At 51.5% G+C, this 15,562-nt stretch carries 14 protein-coding genes; 7 read left to right on the top strand and 7 right to left on the bottom strand.

Going from position 1 to position 15,562, the window contains the following annotated elements; genetic code table 11:
• Window position 1 precedes the first annotated feature (1 nt).
• From ABXG94_RS07145 to pdeM, 7 genes are all read left to right on the top strand, one after another.
• Window positions 2-1,204, top strand: coding sequence for an endonuclease/exonuclease/phosphatase family protein (locus tag ABXG94_RS07145; RefSeq protein ID WP_353533159.1), 1,203 nt, complete (start codon window positions 2-4; stop codon window positions 1,202-1,204).
• Window positions 1,197-1,982: an alpha/beta fold hydrolase gene (locus ABXG94_RS07150; RefSeq protein ID WP_353533160.1), complete on the top strand. Its 786-nt coding sequence runs from the start codon at window positions 1,197-1,199 to the stop codon at window positions 1,980-1,982. Before ABXG94_RS07145 ends, ABXG94_RS07150 begins: the two co-directional genes overlap by 8 nt.
• Window positions 1,983-2,045: 63 nt before the next feature.
• Window positions 2,046-2,819, top strand: coding sequence for a lyase family protein (locus ABXG94_RS07155; protein ID WP_353533161.1), 774 nt, complete (start codon window positions 2,046-2,048; stop codon window positions 2,817-2,819).
• Window positions 2,820-2,894: 75 nt separating this feature from the next.
• Window positions 2,895-4,112 (top strand): TCR/Tet family MFS transporter, encoded by a 1,218-nt coding sequence (locus tag ABXG94_RS07160; RefSeq protein WP_353533162.1) that lies wholly within the window; start codon window positions 2,895-2,897, stop codon window positions 4,110-4,112.
• Window positions 4,113-4,187: 75 nt separating this feature from the next.
• A complete protein-coding gene (locus tag ABXG94_RS07165) occupies window positions 4,188-4,508 on the top strand; it encodes an ArsR/SmtB family transcription factor (RefSeq protein WP_353533163.1) in 321 nt (106 codons plus the stop codon).
• Between the two features lie 9 nt (window positions 4,509-4,517).
• The gene (locus ABXG94_RS07170; protein WP_353533164.1) at window positions 4,518-6,929 is read left to right on the top strand and encodes a ligase-associated DNA damage response DEXH box helicase; all 2,412 of its coding nucleotides are present in this window, start codon (window positions 4,518-4,520) and stop codon (window positions 6,927-6,929) included.
• 45 nt (window positions 6,930-6,974) lie between these two features.
• Complete coding sequence (gene pdeM, locus ABXG94_RS07175) at window positions 6,975-7,637, top strand: ligase-associated DNA damage response endonuclease PdeM (protein ID WP_353533165.1); 663 nt, start codon at window positions 6,975-6,977, stop codon at window positions 7,635-7,637.
• A gap of 66 nt (window positions 7,638-7,703) precedes the next feature.
• Here the strand turns inward: pdeM and folD are convergent, their stop codons facing one another.
• The 7 genes from folD to pal form a co-directional block, all read right to left on the bottom strand.
• Window positions 7,704-8,594 (bottom strand): bifunctional methylenetetrahydrofolate dehydrogenase/methenyltetrahydrofolate cyclohydrolase FolD, encoded by an 891-nt coding sequence (gene folD, locus ABXG94_RS07180; protein ID WP_353533166.1) that lies wholly within the window; start codon window positions 8,592-8,594, stop codon window positions 7,704-7,706.
• A 33-nt stretch (window positions 8,595-8,627) separates the two neighbouring features.
• On the bottom strand, window positions 8,628-8,933 hold the full coding sequence (locus tag ABXG94_RS07185) for a chorismate mutase (protein WP_353533167.1): 306 nt from the start codon (window positions 8,931-8,933) through the stop codon (window positions 8,628-8,630).
• Between the two features lie 55 nt (window positions 8,934-8,988).
• Window positions 8,989-10,665, bottom strand: coding sequence for a formate--tetrahydrofolate ligase (locus tag ABXG94_RS07190; protein ID WP_353533168.1), 1,677 nt, complete (start codon window positions 10,663-10,665; stop codon window positions 8,989-8,991).
• A 208-nt stretch (window positions 10,666-10,873) separates the two neighbouring features.
• Window positions 10,874-12,802, bottom strand: coding sequence for an ATP-dependent zinc metalloprotease FtsH (gene ftsH / locus ABXG94_RS07195; RefSeq protein WP_353533169.1), 1,929 nt, complete (start codon window positions 12,800-12,802; stop codon window positions 10,874-10,876).
• Between the two features lie 94 nt (window positions 12,803-12,896).
• Window positions 12,897-14,144 carry a tRNA lysidine(34) synthetase TilS gene (gene tilS, locus ABXG94_RS07200; protein WP_353533171.1) on the bottom strand — a complete coding sequence of 416 codons (1,248 nt, stop codon included), beginning with the start codon at window positions 14,142-14,144 and terminating at the stop codon, window positions 12,897-12,899.
• On the bottom strand, window positions 14,135-14,950 hold the full coding sequence (gene ybgF, locus ABXG94_RS07205) for a tol-pal system protein YbgF (RefSeq protein ID WP_353533173.1): 816 nt from the start codon (window positions 14,948-14,950) through the stop codon (window positions 14,135-14,137). The genes tilS and ybgF overlap by 10 nt, the downstream gene beginning before the upstream one ends.
• Before the next feature lie 14 nt (window positions 14,951-14,964).
• A complete protein-coding gene (pal, locus tag ABXG94_RS07210) occupies window positions 14,965-15,486 on the bottom strand; it encodes a peptidoglycan-associated lipoprotein Pal (RefSeq protein ID WP_353533174.1) in 522 nt (173 codons plus the stop codon).
• Window positions 15,487-15,562: the final 76 nt, after the last annotated feature.

Genomic DNA, 15,562 nt, shown 5'->3' on the forward strand with positions numbered 1-15,562 from the left:
TATGACACGTTTCACCATCGCATCATTTAATGTCAAAAACCTGATTGGCGCAGACAAAGAATACTACAAATTTCAGTCTTACACCCCAGAGGAATACGCTTGGAAAGTGGACTGGATGGCCGATCAATTGTTGGCGATGGATGCCGATGTGATCGGATTTCAAGAAGTTTTTGAAGAAAAAGCGTTGCGCGAGGTGTTGCGCGAAGCCGAAACCCGAGGCAACGAGCTAAACGCCGCAGTCATCCCCCCAAAAAATAAACGATATCATCGGAAAGCCATCTTCAAAAAGCTTGGGTTTTCAGGCTACAAAGACGCCGCTTTGGCCTTTGCTGCAAACACCAATGATACGGCAACACCCGGCCAACGGCGACCCGGAGTGGCGATCCTGAGCCGCTATGGGTTTTCTGGGGCACCCGAAATCATTCAAGACCTTGATGAACCAGTGAAAATTCCACTTAAGGAACTAGGTGGGGAAAGCGCCGGATACTTTGAAATCAAAAGGCTTTCGCGCCCCATCCTAAAGGCGAAGGTGCCAATTGATGGCCAAGACATTACGGTTTTTACCTGCCATCTGAAATCAAAACTCGGAGAATTTATCACGCCTGCGGGTGCCGCGTTTGCTGTCGAAGCGGACCTGAACAAATATGACCCCATGGGCCGCGCAATGGGTGCCATGCGCGCTGCAATTCGGCGTATGGCCGAAGCTTGGGTGTTGCGCCGCGAGATTGTTGCAGAGTTGCGGGCCGGCAATCCCGTGATCGTGACTGGCGATTTTAATGACGGAGAACATGCGGTTAGCTCTGAAATCATTTCTGGGGAAGTACCCTTTAAGAACTATGCTTGGATGCTGCGCCATGATGCCCAATCCCCGCGCGACCGGTATAGCGCTGAACAGGATCTCGCCATTCGGAAAAATATGCAGGAGATGCGCCTTACATCGGCGGAAAAGCTGTTTGTTCGTAAAAGTTTACGTGATGTCGTATATACAACGGCTTTTGGCGGTGTGTATGAAAGCATTGATCAAATTTATTTGTCTCATCATTTTCATCCAGACAATTCCAAAAAACTTGGAGAAATGGAATATTTCAGCGTTCTCAACGACCATTTGACAGACGGCAGCCACCCCGAAGCACCTTACAACAAACTGGCCAGCGACCATGGACAGATCATGGCACATTTGCGTTTGGGGTTGGAGAATGACTGACGCAAAGAATTTCGTGATGTTGAATGCGACGATGCGCGGGCCAGATGACGCGCCACCAATTGTTTTTCTACACACCATCGGTACTGATGCTGGCATTTGGTCTGATGTTTTAGATTTGTTGCCAACAGAATTGCGTTTGATATGCCTTGATCTTCGGGGACATGGCCAGACCGATTGCCCTCCCCCACCCTATGGCATGGGTGCTCTCATCAAAGATGTCGAAGTAATGCTAGATCATCTAAATATCAAAGACTGCATTCTTGTTGGTCTGGGATTGGGCGGATTGATCGCGCAGGGATTGGCGATCAAAAGACTTGATCAAGTGCGCGCTTTGGTTCTGTCTGGAAGCGCTGTAAAAATTGGTTTTGCCCCACATTGGGAGGCCGACATAGCAGAAACGATGGACAACGGTACCATGCATATTTGTGAAAAAATGATGCGCGCGTGGTTCAGCCGCAAAGCACATGAAACAGACGCCCGCCTCGCGCACCAATCTCTGTTTCTTGCAACCCCCACAAATGCCTTGCTAGGCGCAATGCACGCGATCAAGGGGGCCGACTTTTATACACCAACCAGCGGCCTGCGATTGCCAACACTAGGAATTTCCGGCAGCGAAGATGGTATGGTTCCGCCTGATCTTATGCGCGAAACTCTGGCGCTTATTCCGGCCTCGGAATTCAAAATTATCCGCAAGGCCGGACATCTAAGCTGTGTTGATCAACCCGAAATCTTTGCGCATCACATCACTGAATTTGCCCAACGCATTGGCCACGCTTGATATACGCTTTGCCTAGGCTACGACTTGCGTTATCCGGATTGGGAAAAACTCTCTGAGGACACAATGGCCGCATCAATTTTTGAAAGTCCACTCCTTTCCAAGCGCTATCCGACGGGCGAAACAGGACGTCTCTTTACCGACGCAGCAGAGGTTCGCGCCTTGCTTTTGGTCGCTGGGACGCTCGCCAAGGTACAAGGAAAATTGGGGCATATCCCTGAAGATTCAGCCTTTTTTATCCATCGGGCTGCGATGGAAGTGCAAATAGATCCAGCCGGATTGGCCGTAGACATCGCAAAATCTGGGGAAATCGTCACTGCGCTGCGTGATGCCTTTGCCAGGGCTTTGGAGGCACCTGAACATAGCGGTTATATCCTAAACGGGATGGCATCACAGAACGTGATAGATACGGCGATTGCACTTCGATTGCGTCAGTTTCTTAGCATCAGTGAAAAGGCGCTTACAAATCACATGTTGCCCGAGGCAGACGTCTTGCTTGCAGAGCTCATGGAAGTTCGCAAAAACGTGGTTTCCATTGCTTTTGACGCCAAAGGCCCAGAGCAAAATGCGACCAGATCTGCATTGGCCAAAGCGCTGCGTTTGGGTACGGTCGAAATTGCAGATAGATCTGGCGTGCTAAGCTGCGCCAACTGGGCCGTACGAGTTTGCGGCTTGCTGGCCAAGCAAAAGGGTGCAGAATTCGCGCAACTTGCGCAACTGACAGCGCTTGCATCTGCGTTATATGACGCTTTGGAGACTGATCATGCGAAAATGGTTTCGCCTTGCCTCGCACAAATTTGCCTATGTGCTGCTGCTGCCTTAGAAATTTCAAAACCATAGACATTTCTGTTCCATTGTTACCGCAGTTCCTCAGCGATGACTGCATTGCTGAATTACCAGTTCGGGAAAAGCCAAATGACCTCGCGCTTGCCAATTGTATTTATTATTTTGACAGTCGTGATCGATGCGATGGGGATCGGCTTGATCATGCCGGTGATGCCTGACCTTATTGGCGAAGTCCAAGGCGGTGACATCGCAAATGCCGCGATCTGGGGGGGACTACTGACCACCGCTTTTGCTGCGATGCAATTTCTATTCAGCCCATTGATTGGCAATCTGTCAGACCGCTATGGGCGTCGACCAATCTTGTTGACTTCTTTGGTCATAATGACAGCAGATTACTTGGTCATGGCGACAGCTGGTACGATCTGGTTATTGCTAGCCGGGCGGATTGTTGGGGGCATAACTGCAGCGACGCATTCCACGGCTTCGGCCTTTATGGCAGATATCAGCGCCCCAGAAGAAAAGGCAAAAAACTTTGGCTTGATAGGCGCGGGATTTGGCATCGGATTTGTTTTGGGCCCCGTCATTGGCGGCCTTTTGGCCAGCTATGGAACACGCGCCCCATTTTATGCTGCCGCCGCATTGGCTGCGATGAACGGTTTCTTGGGATGGTTGGTGTTAAAAGAAACGGTAACCGACCAAATACGGCGCCCTTTCACCTGGGCACGCGCTAATCCGCTTGGCGCATTTTCTGCAGTGACTAAAATGCCGGGCTTGACCGCGCTTTTGCTGGTTTTCTTTTTCTATCAGGTTTCAAGTTTCGTGTACCCGGTCACCTGGCCGTATTTCACCACAGAGCGTTTTGGTTGGGGGCCTGGCATGATCGGCGTGTCACTTGCCGTTTTTGGCGTTTTCTTTGCGATTGTTCAGGGCGTTTTGGTGCAGCCATCCATCAAGCATTTGGGCCACCGAGGAACGGTGATTGCAGGGCTTTCGATCGAAGTGATCATGTTGATATTTATGGGGTTTGTATCGTCTGGCATGTTTGCGCTTGGTTTTACGCCATTCGCTGCATTGGCCGCCATCGGCGTTCCTGCATTGCAAGGCATCATGTCGCGGCGCATCCCAGATGACGCACAGGGTGAATTGCAGGGCGTTTTGGCATCAGTAACCTCTGTGGCGATGATATTCTCACCCTTGCTGATGACGCAAACCTTTGCTTATTTTTCCGCTCCAAACGCGCCAATCTACTTGCCTGGTGCTGCTTTTTTGCTGTCTGCAATCTTGATGGTCGTCTCACTGATGATTTTTATTGGGCGCAAACGCAAGCCTGCAGCAAAGGTGTACTAACGCCTGTCATGGATCTCGCACTTAGAGATTTGACGTGTTAATAAATACCAAAATAACAAGGCTCCGTCACAGATCATGCAGAATGCAGCAATTTCCACAGAGGCTATGGCAAGCAACGCAGAGGCCGCCGCCGCTTATTTGAAAACCTTGGCGCATGGCGGTCGCTTGATGATACTTTGCCACCTAAGTTCAGGCGAAAAATCGGTTAGTGAGCTCGAAGCACTCTTGGATGTGCGACAAGCCGCGGTCAGTCAGATGCTCGCGCGATTGCGTGAAGACGGACTTGTGGCGACGCGGCGCGATGGCAAGGCAGTCTTTTATACGCTTGCGGACCCAAATACAGCCCAAGTCATTGGTTTACTTTATCAATTGTTTTGTGCGCCTGCCCAGGACTAACAACAGCTTATGAGCGACTTCCCGCAGCAATTCCAAAACTGGTTTCGCTCTAAAGGCTGGGAAATACACCCGCATCAACGTGAGATGTTGCAAAGGCACAATGACCCTGCCCTTTTGTTGATCGCGCCAACCGGAGGGGGCAAAACACTTGCAGGCTTTTTGCCAACACTTGTTGATCTATCGGCAACCCCGCATGCCGGAATGCACACGCTGTATGTCTCGCCATTAAAAGCCCTCGCGACCGATATTAAACGAAATCTGCGCAAACCTGTCGAAGAAATGGGGCTTGATGTGCGCATAGAGGATCGCACCGGTGATACGTCAAATTTTCACAAGAAAAGACAGCGCGCCGACCCACCTCATATCTTGCTGACAACACCTGAAAGCCTGGCACTATTGATCAGCTATCCTGATGCAGCCCGAACATTTGCAGGGCTTAAGCGGGTGATTGTTGACGAAATACATGCACTTGCAGAAAGCAAACGTGGCGATCAACTGATGTTGGCACTTTCGCGCCTTCAAAGTCTTTGCCCCGAGCTGAAGCGCGTTGGCTTGTCCGCCACCGTAGATGATCCCGAAGAGATCGCGTATTTGCTCGCAAAAAACCCCGATCCCTGCCCCATCTTGCACGCAGACCCCGGGCCTGCGCCCGACATTCAGATGTTGACGACTTTAGAGGCACCGCCTTGGTCAGGAGGCGGTGCAGCCTATGCGATTCCAGCGGTTTTGGAACAGATCAAGAAACACAAAACGACATTGGTGTTTCACAACACACGCGCGCAGGCGGAAATATTTTTTCACAAGCTTTGGTTGGCAAATGATGAAAGCTTACCCATTGGCATCCATCACGGCAGCCTAGACCGCACACAACGCGAACGGGTTGAAGCCGCAATGGTACGCGGTGAGCTGCGGGCTATTGTCTGCACTGGCAGCCTTGATCTTGGCATCGACTGGGGCGACGTTGATTTGGTTATCCAGATTGGCGCACCAAAGAACGTAAAGCGGCTGGTTCAGCGGATCGGGCGCGCCAATCACCGCTATAACGCCCCGTCCAAGGCGCTGCTGGTGCCCGCGAACCGATTTGAAGTTGTTGAGTGTGTGGCAGCGCTAGGGGCCGTCTATGCCCACGACCTTGACGGGGAAACCCGAGCGGCTGGACCGCGTGATGTGTTGTGCCAGCATATTCTGCTTTGCGCATCCTCTGGACCGTTTGATGCTGATGCACTGTTTCTTGAAGTGACCTCCGCTGGAGCCTTTCGCACATTAACGCGCGATGAATTTGACGCATGTTTGCAATTCTGTGCAACAGGTGGCTACGCGTTAAAGGCCTATGATCAATGGCAACGATTGCAATTGCAATCTGGCGGAAGTTGGCAACTGCGAGATCCACGTCTCGCGGCGAAAATCAGGATGAATGCGGGAACTATTCAGGACAGTGACCTATTAAAAGTGCGTATGAAACGTGCCCGCGGGGGCAAGCTCCTTGGCGAAATTGAAGAGAATTTTGCAGCTTCATTGACCCAAGGAGACACTTTTTTGATTGGTGGCCAAATCGTTCGGTATGAAGGGTTGCGGGAGCTGACAGTTGAAGTTTCAAAAACACCCGGACGAAAACCGAAAATTGCGGTTTTTTCCGGCACCAAATTTGCTACATCTACGCAACTATCAAACCGGATTTTGCAGCTGTTTCAAAACAAAACATGGCCCGGCTTGCCACAGCACACCGTGGATTGGTTGGAGCTGCAGCGTAAGACCTCTCAGCTGCCGCAACCAAATCGCCTGCTCATTGAAAGCTTCCCCCATGATGGGCGTCATCATATTTGTGTATACGGGTTTGCCGGCCGCAATGCCCAACAAACACTTGGACTTTTGCTGACCAAGCGCATGGAAGAGCTGGGGCTGGCCCCAATGGGGTTTGTCGCCACCGACTATGCCACGTTGATCTGGGGACTGGACGCTGTCACCGACCCTACGCCCCTCTTTGAAAGGCAGTATTTGCGCGATGGGCTGGATGGCTGGCTGTCACAAAATGCGCTTATGAAACGCAGCTTTCGCGGAGCAGCGACCATTGCCGGTCTGATCGAGCGAAACAACCTGGGAAAGCGTAAATCAGGCAGGCAAGCGACGTTCTCTAGTGACATATTGTATGACACCTTACTCAAATATGATCCCGATCATCTGTTGATGCAGATCACACGTGACGAAGCAATGCGCGGGTTGGTGGACTTTTCTCGTATCGAGGAAATGCTGGATCGTGTTGAGGGGCGCATTGACTTGGTGTTATTGGACAGAGTTTCCCCCTTGGCTGCGCCCCTATTTTTGGAAATGGGCAAAGTGTCGGTGTCCGGCGGGGCCGAGGAACGCTTGTTGCAGGAAGAAGAGGCCGCGATTATGCAAGCTGCCGGTTTGGAACAAAGCTGACATTTAGCGGTTGATTGGCCTTTAGAATCACGCCACCAATTGGCTATGAACTTTTTGGATTTCACCCTAGCCGGTACCCAGCTTACAGCGCTTGGATCTGGTGCGCTTTGGTGGCGCGCAAAGAATTTGCTCTGTGTCTCTGATTTGCATCTTGGTAAGTCCGAAAGGATCGCACGCAATGGCGGTTCTATTTTGCCCCCATATGACACGCGCGACACGTTAATTCGGCTGGAAAATGACATCCGACAAACCGCTGCAGAAACCGTAATTTGTTTGGGTGATAGCTTTGATGACTTACAGGTGCTGGATGCCCTGCCAGAGGCCGAAAGCAATTGGATCAATCGCATGCAGGCTGGTCTGCGTTGGGTTTGGATCGAAGGCAACCATGATCCTGGACCTATCGAATTGCCGGGGGCGCATTTAGCAGAGTTGCCTTTACCACCCTTAGCGTTTCGCCATATTGCAGACCCGCGACAAAGCGGCGAAATCTCTGGGCACTATCACCCCAAAGTACGGGTACAAACGCGTCTACGCGGCATTTCGCGACCGGCATTTTTGTTTGATTCTGACCGTGTCATTATGCCTGCATATGGCACCTACACCGGCGGATTGCGCAGCACTGACAAGGCGCTCAGAGCGTTGATGCGCCCCGAAGCCATGGCAATTGTCACAGGGCAAACACCCCGAGTGGTCGCACTTCCCGGTTAAGGGAATTGACCATCGGCGCGAGGTGCCTCGCGACGATAAGGTTTGCCTGATTGGAACGCCCTAAGATCAGGCTGTCAGCCCTTCTGGCTCTGCAAGCCCATTGGCCCGGCTACAGGCCGTGACGGTATTTGCCAGCAAGCACGCGATTGTCATCGGACCCACGCCACCTGGAACTGGTGTAATAGCGCCAGCGTTTTCAGAAGCAGAAGCAAAATCCACATCGCCAACCAGCTTGTTCTTGCCATCGCGTTCAATTCGGTTGATGCCAACGTCAATAACCGTCGCACCTTCTTTGATCCAATCGCCTGGCACCATTTCAGGCCGGCCGACTGCGGCCACTACAATATCTGCACGACGCACGACATCAGGCAGATCTTTGGTGCGGCTATGAGCGATTGTTACCGTGCAGCTATCACCAAGCAACAACTGCGCCATTGGCTTGCCCACAATGTTTGAACGGCCAACGACAACCGCATTTAGGCCCGACAAAGAGCCATGGTAATTGCGCAGCATCATAAGGCAGCCAAGAGGCGTACAGGGCACCATGGATTTCTGGCCCGTGCCCAGCAACCCAACGTTGGAAATATGAAAGCCATCAACGTCTTTCTCTGGCGAGATCGAATTTATAATCAAATCCTCGTTCAGATGACCGGGCAAAGGCAGCTGCACAAGAATTCCGTGCACTGCAGGATCGTTGTTTAGCTTGTCCACAACGTCAAGCAAATCGGCCTCTGATGTGTCCGCGTCAAGCTTGTGTTCAAAAGAATTCATGCCGACTTCAACAGTCTGCTTTCCTTTCGATCGGACATATACTTGGCTTGCAGGGTCTTCGCCCACCAGCACAACGGCCAAGCCAGGCGTAATACCGTTTTCTTCTTTCAGGCGCGTCACATGCAGCGCGACCTTTTCGCGTACCGTTGCCGCAAAGGCCTTACCGTCAATAATTTCCGCCGCCATGTTTTTCTCCAGCAAATATCAAAGGGGTCACAACTATTCTTGTGAAAGCCCCTGCTCTTCTCGATCTATGGACCACTCAATCAATTGTCGCCAAAGGCAATCTACAAGATTCGGGTCCAGCCCCTGTCGCGCCGCTTCGGCGCGCACATTTTCAACAACTTCTTCAACACGATCCGGAATTCGCGCCGGCCAACCATTGCCCTTTTTGAGTTCGAGCGCACGGTCAATAAAGCCCGCGCGCTGGACCAAAAGGGTCACAAGTTCCTGGTCGACTGCATCAATGCCATGCCGCACAGCGGTCATGTCGTGACAATTCTCGGGTCGTCGTGTTGCGGTCATCTCTACTCTCCTGCGGCCCTTGGGCTTCAGGAATGCAGAAACCCTATTTTTGAGGTTAGAACAACCCTTCTATCTGCCCTTCTTCGTTAAGCTTGATGAATTCCGCCGAGGGTGCGCGTGGCAGACCCGGCATTGTCATAATCTCTCCGCATACAACAACGATGAAACCTGCACCGGCAGACAATCGTACTTCTCGAACCGGAACTGAATGGCCGGTTGGTGCACCGCGCAGATTCGGGTCGGTAGAAAATGAGTATTGGGTTTTAGCCATACACACTGGCAGGTTGCCATATCCGGCGTCTTCCCATTCCCGCAGCTGATTGCGGATTTTTTTGTCGGCAAGTACTTCGTCGGCTCGGTAAATGCGCTTTGCCACTGTTTCAATCTTCTCAAACAAAGGCATATCATCGGCGTAGATCGGCGCAAAATGCGCGGAACCAGACTCGGCCAGATCAACAACCTTTTTGGCAAGGTCTTCTGAGCCTTCCGATCCCAGCTCCCAGTGGCGGGACAAGATGGCCTCGCATCCGTGAGTTGCGACAAACGCTTTGATGGCGTCTACTTCGGCGTCCGTATCGGTTACAAAGTGGTTAATTGCCACGACAACCGGCACACCAAACGACTTTACGTTTTCGATGTGACGTCCAAGGTTTGCACAGCCTTTTTCAACGGCTTCAACACTTTCGGTTCCTAGGTCCGCTTTGGCCACGCCACCGTTCATTTTCATCGCCCGCACAGTAGCAACCAGAACAACCGCAGAAGGTGCAATGCCAGCTTTGCGGCATTTGATGTTCATGAATTTTTCTGCGCCTAAATCGGCCCCAAACCCGGCTTCGGTCACAACATAGTCAGACACTTTTAAGGCTGTCTTGGTCGCGATCACAGAGTTACAGCCATGGGCGATGTTTGCGAAAGGCCCGCCGTGTACAAAGGCTGGGTTATTTTCCAGCGTTTGAACAAGGTTTGGCTGCATCGCATCTTTCAAGAGCACTGTCATTGCACCCTCGGCTTTGATGTCGCGGCAATAAACCGGACTTTTGTCACGACGGTAGGCAACGATTATATCACCAAGGCGTTTCTCAAGATCTTTCAAATCTGTCGCCAAGCACAAAATCGCCATGACTTCAGAGGCTACCGTAATATCAAACCCAGCTTCGCGTGGGAAACCGTTGGAAACCCCACCCAAAGACGCGGTGATTTGGCGTAAGGCACGGTCATTCATGTCAACAACACGTCGCCAAGTGACACGCCGTGTGTCGATGTCTAGTTTGTTGCCCCAATAGATGTGATTGTCGACCATTGCAGAGAGCAAGGAATGCGCGGATGTGATCGCGTGAAAGTCACCGGTAAAGTGCAGGTTCATTTCTTCCATGGGCACGATCTGTGCATAGCCGCCACCTGCTGCTCCACCCTTCATACCGAAGTTTGGCCCAAGAGACGCCTCGCGAATACAAATCGTGGCATTTTTCCCGATGCGGTTCAGACCATCGCCCAAACCAACTGTTGTCGTCGTTTTGCCCTCACCAGCAGGTGTTGGGTTGATCGCTGTGACCAGAATCAGTTTACCGTCATCATTTGACTGAACAGAGTTGATATAGTCTTGGCCAACCTTTGCCTTGTCGTGGCCATAAGGCAAAAGATCTTCTGCGCTCATGCCAAGCTTGGCGCCTATTTCCTGAATTGGACGCTTTTTGGCTTCGCGCGCAATATCAATGTCAGACTTATAACCCATGGCGAATTCTCTCCGATCGCAAGCATTTCATGGCTAAATCTTACATAAAGTTGCCCACCCACAGCGCGTATTTCCGACATATTCCCCCTTAGGAGCGTCGCTCGAGCATGTAAGGCCATTCAGTGAACGCTAATTTCAGGGTAAGTGATCCCACAAAAAAAACCCAGCGCCACTTTGTAGCGCTGGGGTTCAATTTTAAACAAGTCAATTATGCTGAGGGTTCTGGTTCTAAATCACTGTCACCAGAGGGCTTTGTCCGTGGCTTGGTTTTTGGAACCGCCGTCAGACTTGGCGCATTGCCTTCGTCCTTGTTATCTTCGTCATCATCATCAGACGCATGTGGAGGCTCCCCTCTGATAACGCGGTTAATCTCTTCGCCCGTCAGCGTTTCATATTCCAACAAGCCTTGTGCAAGCCGCTCAAATTCATCGCTTTTTTCGGTTAGAATTTCTGCCGCGCGCTTATAGCCTTCGTCAATCAAGCGTTTTACTTCCGACTCGATCATCTCTTTGGTTGCCGCAGACACAGAGAACCCACCGGCCCCACCGTTAGCTTGATACCCGGCAGCAGCCTCTTGGTAATCGATGTTGCCAACTTTGTCGGACATGCCCCACTGCATAACCATCGCGCGTGCCAGGCCAGAGGCTTGCTGAATGTCGCCCGCCGGACCGTTAGACACTTCGTCCTCACCATATTTGATGATTTCGGCTGCTTTACCAGCCATCGCCATTGCCAAGCGCTGATGACATTCTTCTTTGAACATATTCAGACGATCCATTTCTGGAAGGCTCATAACCATGCCCAATGCGCCGCCGCGTGGAATGATGGTTGCCTTATAAACAGGATCACATTTTGGCAGAGTGATGCCGACAATCGCGTGGCCTGCTTCGTGATAAGCGGTCATTTCTTTTTGCTCTTGGGTCATAACCATGCTGCGGCGCTCTGCACCCATCATGATTTTATCTTTCGCAAATTCAAAATCGACCATTGTCACAAACCGGCGTCCAACACGGGCCGCCGTCAATGCAGCTTCGTTTACGAGGTTCGCAAGATCGGCACCAGAGAAACCAGGTGTACCACGAGCAATAATGCGCAGATCAACATCTGGGCCAAGCGGTGTCTTGCGCGCATGCACGCCCAAAATCTTTTCACGACCTTTGATGTCCGGGTTACCCACGGTCACGTTCCGGTCAAAACGACCTGGACGCAACAATGCTGGGTCCAGCACGTCCTTGCGGTTTGTCGCCGCCAGAATGATCACACCTTCGTTGGCTTCAAAACCATCCATCTCAACCAGCAATTGGTTCAATGTTTGTTCGCGTTCGTCGTTGCCACCGCCGTAGCCGGCACCACGATGACGACCGACTGCGTCGATTTCATCGATGAATACAATGCAAGGTGCGTTCTTTTTGGCTTGTTCAAACATGTCACGCACACGGGATGCACCGACACCTACGAACATTTCGACAAAGTCAGAACCAGAGATTGTAAAGAATGGAACGCCAGCTTCACCTGCGATGGCGCGGGCAAGCAGTGTTTTACCAGTGCCCGGAGGCCCGACCAACAAAGCGCCTTTTGGAATTTTACCGCCGAGACGCGAGAACTTTTGCGGGTTGCGCAGAAATTCTACAATTTCCTCAAGCTCTTCCTTGGCTTCGTCGATGCCAGCGACATCATCAAATGTAACGCGGCCATGCTTTTCTGTTAGCATTTTGGCTTTGGATTTCCCAAAACCCATCGCGCCGCCTTTGCCGCCCCCTTGCATACGGTTCATGAAATAAATCCAAACACCGATCAAAAGCGCAAATGGCAAAAGGCTTAGCAAAAAGGACTGAAGTCCTGACTGCTCTTGAGCTTCGGCCTGTACAGGCACGTTCTTTGCCAGCAAAAGCTCTGTTACTTTTGCGTCGTCTGGCGCGATGGTCACATAGTCTTTACCATCGGCTCCTCGATAAATAACCTTTTCGCCGTCCAGCGTTACGCTGGTCACCGCGCCGTCATCAACAGCTGCTACGAAATCTGAATACCCAATTTCGCGGCTCTGTAGCGCGCTGCTGTTGCCACTGAATAAATTAAACAGGGCGACAACCAGCAGGAAGGCCACCAACCAAAAAGCAATATTGCGTGCGTTGCCCAAAGCAAGTCTCCTAAAAGTCGATTGGAGCTGTCTCTAACACAGCTGCCATCTGTGTTAAATAGACATCAATCACTAAGGTTCAATCCACAAAAGATTATTCTGGCGAATTTGCGTCATGAAAAGAACCGTTTATCAGATTTGCCTGCCAACCTTGGCCAAATTGCGCCAATGGAGCCGCTAAAAGTTTGTCTTTTTGCCAGACAGAGGGCGACGCCATTAAAGTTTGTCTTGGAATCTGCAGCGCTCTCCAGTCTTCTAGTATTGCTAGCGATGGTTCACCCAATGCACGCACGGCCATGCCAACCCGCCAAGGTCCCTCTATGGCCCAGCGATCCCACATGGGTGAGTATTCTACAAGATCGCGAACCGCATTGTATTCCCGTGCAATGCGAATTTCCTTAGAACCCACAAACACCATACACCCCCCAAGCGAAAAATTCCGCTGTTCTTGGATAGAAACCATCAGGTCAGCAATCGGCGCGCGGCGGACAGGGTAAGCGCGGTTTGAAATCCAACTCAGAATATCGTTAAGAAGACGGCGTTGGATCTCTGGGTTTTCTGCAAGAAACCCAGCGCGTTGCACAATGAGATCTCCATGGCGTTGCGCCACAAGACTCGAGCTTACACAATGGGTCACTGCCCGCAATGCATCTCGGGCTTGAGACATATTGCGCGAAACAGCGGCCAATGCGCTGATAGAAATGCCGCTATTGTCTAAAGCTTTCAACGCGCGCCGTGCGCGCACACGCTCAAAAGCCTCGTTTCTATTAGAAGGATCTTCACACCAATCGATGTTTTGGTGCCTTAAGAAGGATCGCAACTCACTTCGAGAAACATCAAGCAATGGGCGTAGAAAGTGCATCCCAGATTTCTGAAAGTCCGCAGACATCCGTGACAATCCATCGACCCCGCTTTCACGGGCAACGCGCATTAGAAAAGTCTCTGCAACATCGTTTTCCGTGTGACCCAAGCACACAAAGGATAGTTGTCGCGAAATTGCCCAGTCAGCGATCAGTCGATACCTTGCACGCCGCGCCTCGTTTTGTAGGTTTCCATCCCCTTTCCAGCCCGCCCAGAGCACCGACGCATGCCGCACACCAATGCTGTTGCACATTGTTTTGACAAATTCGGCCTCTGCAGCTGAACCATCCCTTAGGCCATGATCAACGGTTATGGCCTCTATGGTTTTGCCGGAATTTCTGCAAATCTGGTGCAGCAAATGCAGCAAACCGACAGAGTCCCCGCCACCCGAAACCGCAACGCCAATTTTTTCGCCTTTATGAAGCGCTAGTGCGGTAGAAACCGCACTAAAGATTTTCACTTCGTCCTTGCCTAAGAGCATCCCAGGCTCTGCATCTCTGCCTTGGCTTGTCCTGCAAAAACATGCCCTGGGTGGCGAATTTCGACTTCACTAAGGGTAACACAAGCTTCGTTAACCTGCCCCAGCTTTCCAAGAGAAGAACCCAGACGAAACAATGCTTCGGGTGCAACAAAGCTTTGTGAATACCCGGAATAGCTTTCCAAATAGGCACGCGCGGCATCCGTCATGACACCGGCACCTTCCAGTGCTTGCCCTCTACGCAAATGCGCCTCAGCTTCAAGCGGGCTTCCAGGGTAGGCCTGCGTGAACGCGGAAAACTGTTCAGCCGCAGCTCTGAATTGCTGTGCCTCCAGCGCATCTTTCGCACGCTGAAAATCTGTCTCCTCACCTATGGCAAGCTCACTTTGAGAAGATTCGATCCGGGTTTTAACGGTTGATGTATCTAGGTTCCCACCCAATGTGGTCGTTTCACCAAGTTGACTCAGATCGCCACCCTCTAGTTCGACCAGGCGAAATTCGAGATCGCCTATCCTGTTAGTCCCATCAGCGACGATCTGTTCGATGCGAAACTCGATTTGCTCGCTCTTACCGGTCAGGCTTTGTAGTTCGCGTTCGATTGCATCCATTCGAGATAAAACAGAACCACCCGAAACAGAGTTTTGCGGAGCGCCTGTGGTTGAAAGTTCGCGTTTCAGTCGTTGTACATCGACATAGAGGATGGACAATTGCTGGCGTATATCTGCCAGGGTCTCTTCTTTTGTCTGTGCGACGGTTGCCAACGGTGAAACGCCAGCCAATAAAAACACAGTAACTGCAAGCGCGCGCATCGCAATTTCCTCCTTTAGCTCGTGAGTCCGCCTGAAATAATTGTTACGGCTCGCCGGTTCTGCGCATAGCAATCTTCCGCAGAACAAATTTCAATTGGTCTCTCTTTTCCATAGCTTAGAGTTTTCAAGCGCACCCCGGCCACACCCTGAGAAACAAGAAACTCGCGTACCGCATTGGCACGGCGCGCGCCTAAGGCCAAATTGTATTCACGCGTGCCCTGTTCGTCTGCATGTCCCTCAATAATCGCGACATAATCGCCGTTTGCCGCAAGCCAAGCGGCTTGAGCCCGAAGCGTGGCGCGCCCTGCATCAGTCAATGTGGCTTGATCAACCAAGAATAACACACGGTCGCCCACCGTCTGCTGAAAATATGCAGGGCTGGTCGGATCACTTGCGCTCCCGCTTTCAAAGGTTTGTCCGCTGCCGTTGTTGCTTCCGCCCCCAAACAAACCGCCATTGCCGACGCCGTTTGGATTGGTGCATGCGCCCAAAGCGACAACCGCTAAAACTGCTGTGGCCATTTTAAAATTCAGCATTATTAATTCTCCGCCTGATCCGCATTTATACGTGTTGTTTAATTTGCAAATTACCATAGGGCTGCCTGATTTGATA

Source organism: Cognatishimia sp. WU-CL00825 (assembly GCF_040364665.1).
Lineage (GTDB): Bacteria > Pseudomonadota > Alphaproteobacteria > Rhodobacterales > Rhodobacteraceae > Cognatishimia.

Coding starts and splice junctions, on each gene's coding strand:
- ABXG94_RS07170 (WP_353533164.1), top strand. CDS start 4,518: ATGAGCGACTTCCCGCAGCAATTCCAAAACTGGTTTCGCTCTAAAGGC.
- ABXG94_RS07145 (WP_353533159.1), top strand. CDS start 2: ATGACACGTTTCACCATCGCATCATTTAATGTCAAAAACCTGATTGGC.
- ABXG94_RS07155 (WP_353533161.1), top strand. CDS start 2,046: ATGGCCGCATCAATTTTTGAAAGTCCACTCCTTTCCAAGCGCTATCCG.
- ABXG94_RS07160 (WP_353533162.1), top strand. CDS start 2,895: ATGACCTCGCGCTTGCCAATTGTATTTATTATTTTGACAGTCGTGATC.
- pdeM (WP_353533165.1), top strand. CDS start 6,975: ATGAACTTTTTGGATTTCACCCTAGCCGGTACCCAGCTTACAGCGCTT.
- ybgF (WP_353533173.1), bottom strand. CDS start 14,950: ATGCGCGCGCTTGCAGTTACTGTGTTTTTATTGGCTGGCGTTTCACCG.
- ABXG94_RS07165 (WP_353533163.1), top strand. CDS start 4,188: ATGCAGAATGCAGCAATTTCCACAGAGGCTATGGCAAGCAACGCAGAG.
- ABXG94_RS07190 (WP_353533168.1), bottom strand. CDS start 10,665: ATGGGTTATAAGTCTGACATTGATATTGCGCGCGAAGCCAAAAAGCGT.
- tilS (WP_353533171.1), bottom strand. CDS start 14,144: ATGCTCTTAGGCAAGGACGAAGTGAAAATCTTTAGTGCGGTTTCTACC.
- pal (WP_353533174.1), bottom strand. CDS start 15,486: ATGCTGAATTTTAAAATGGCCACAGCAGTTTTAGCGGTTGTCGCTTTG.
- ABXG94_RS07150 (WP_353533160.1), top strand. CDS start 1,197: ATGACTGACGCAAAGAATTTCGTGATGTTGAATGCGACGATGCGCGGG.
- folD (WP_353533166.1), bottom strand. CDS start 8,594: ATGGCGGCGGAAATTATTGACGGTAAGGCCTTTGCGGCAACGGTACGC.
- ABXG94_RS07185 (WP_353533167.1), bottom strand. CDS start 8,933: ATGACCGCAACACGACGACCCGAGAATTGTCACGACATGACCGCTGTG.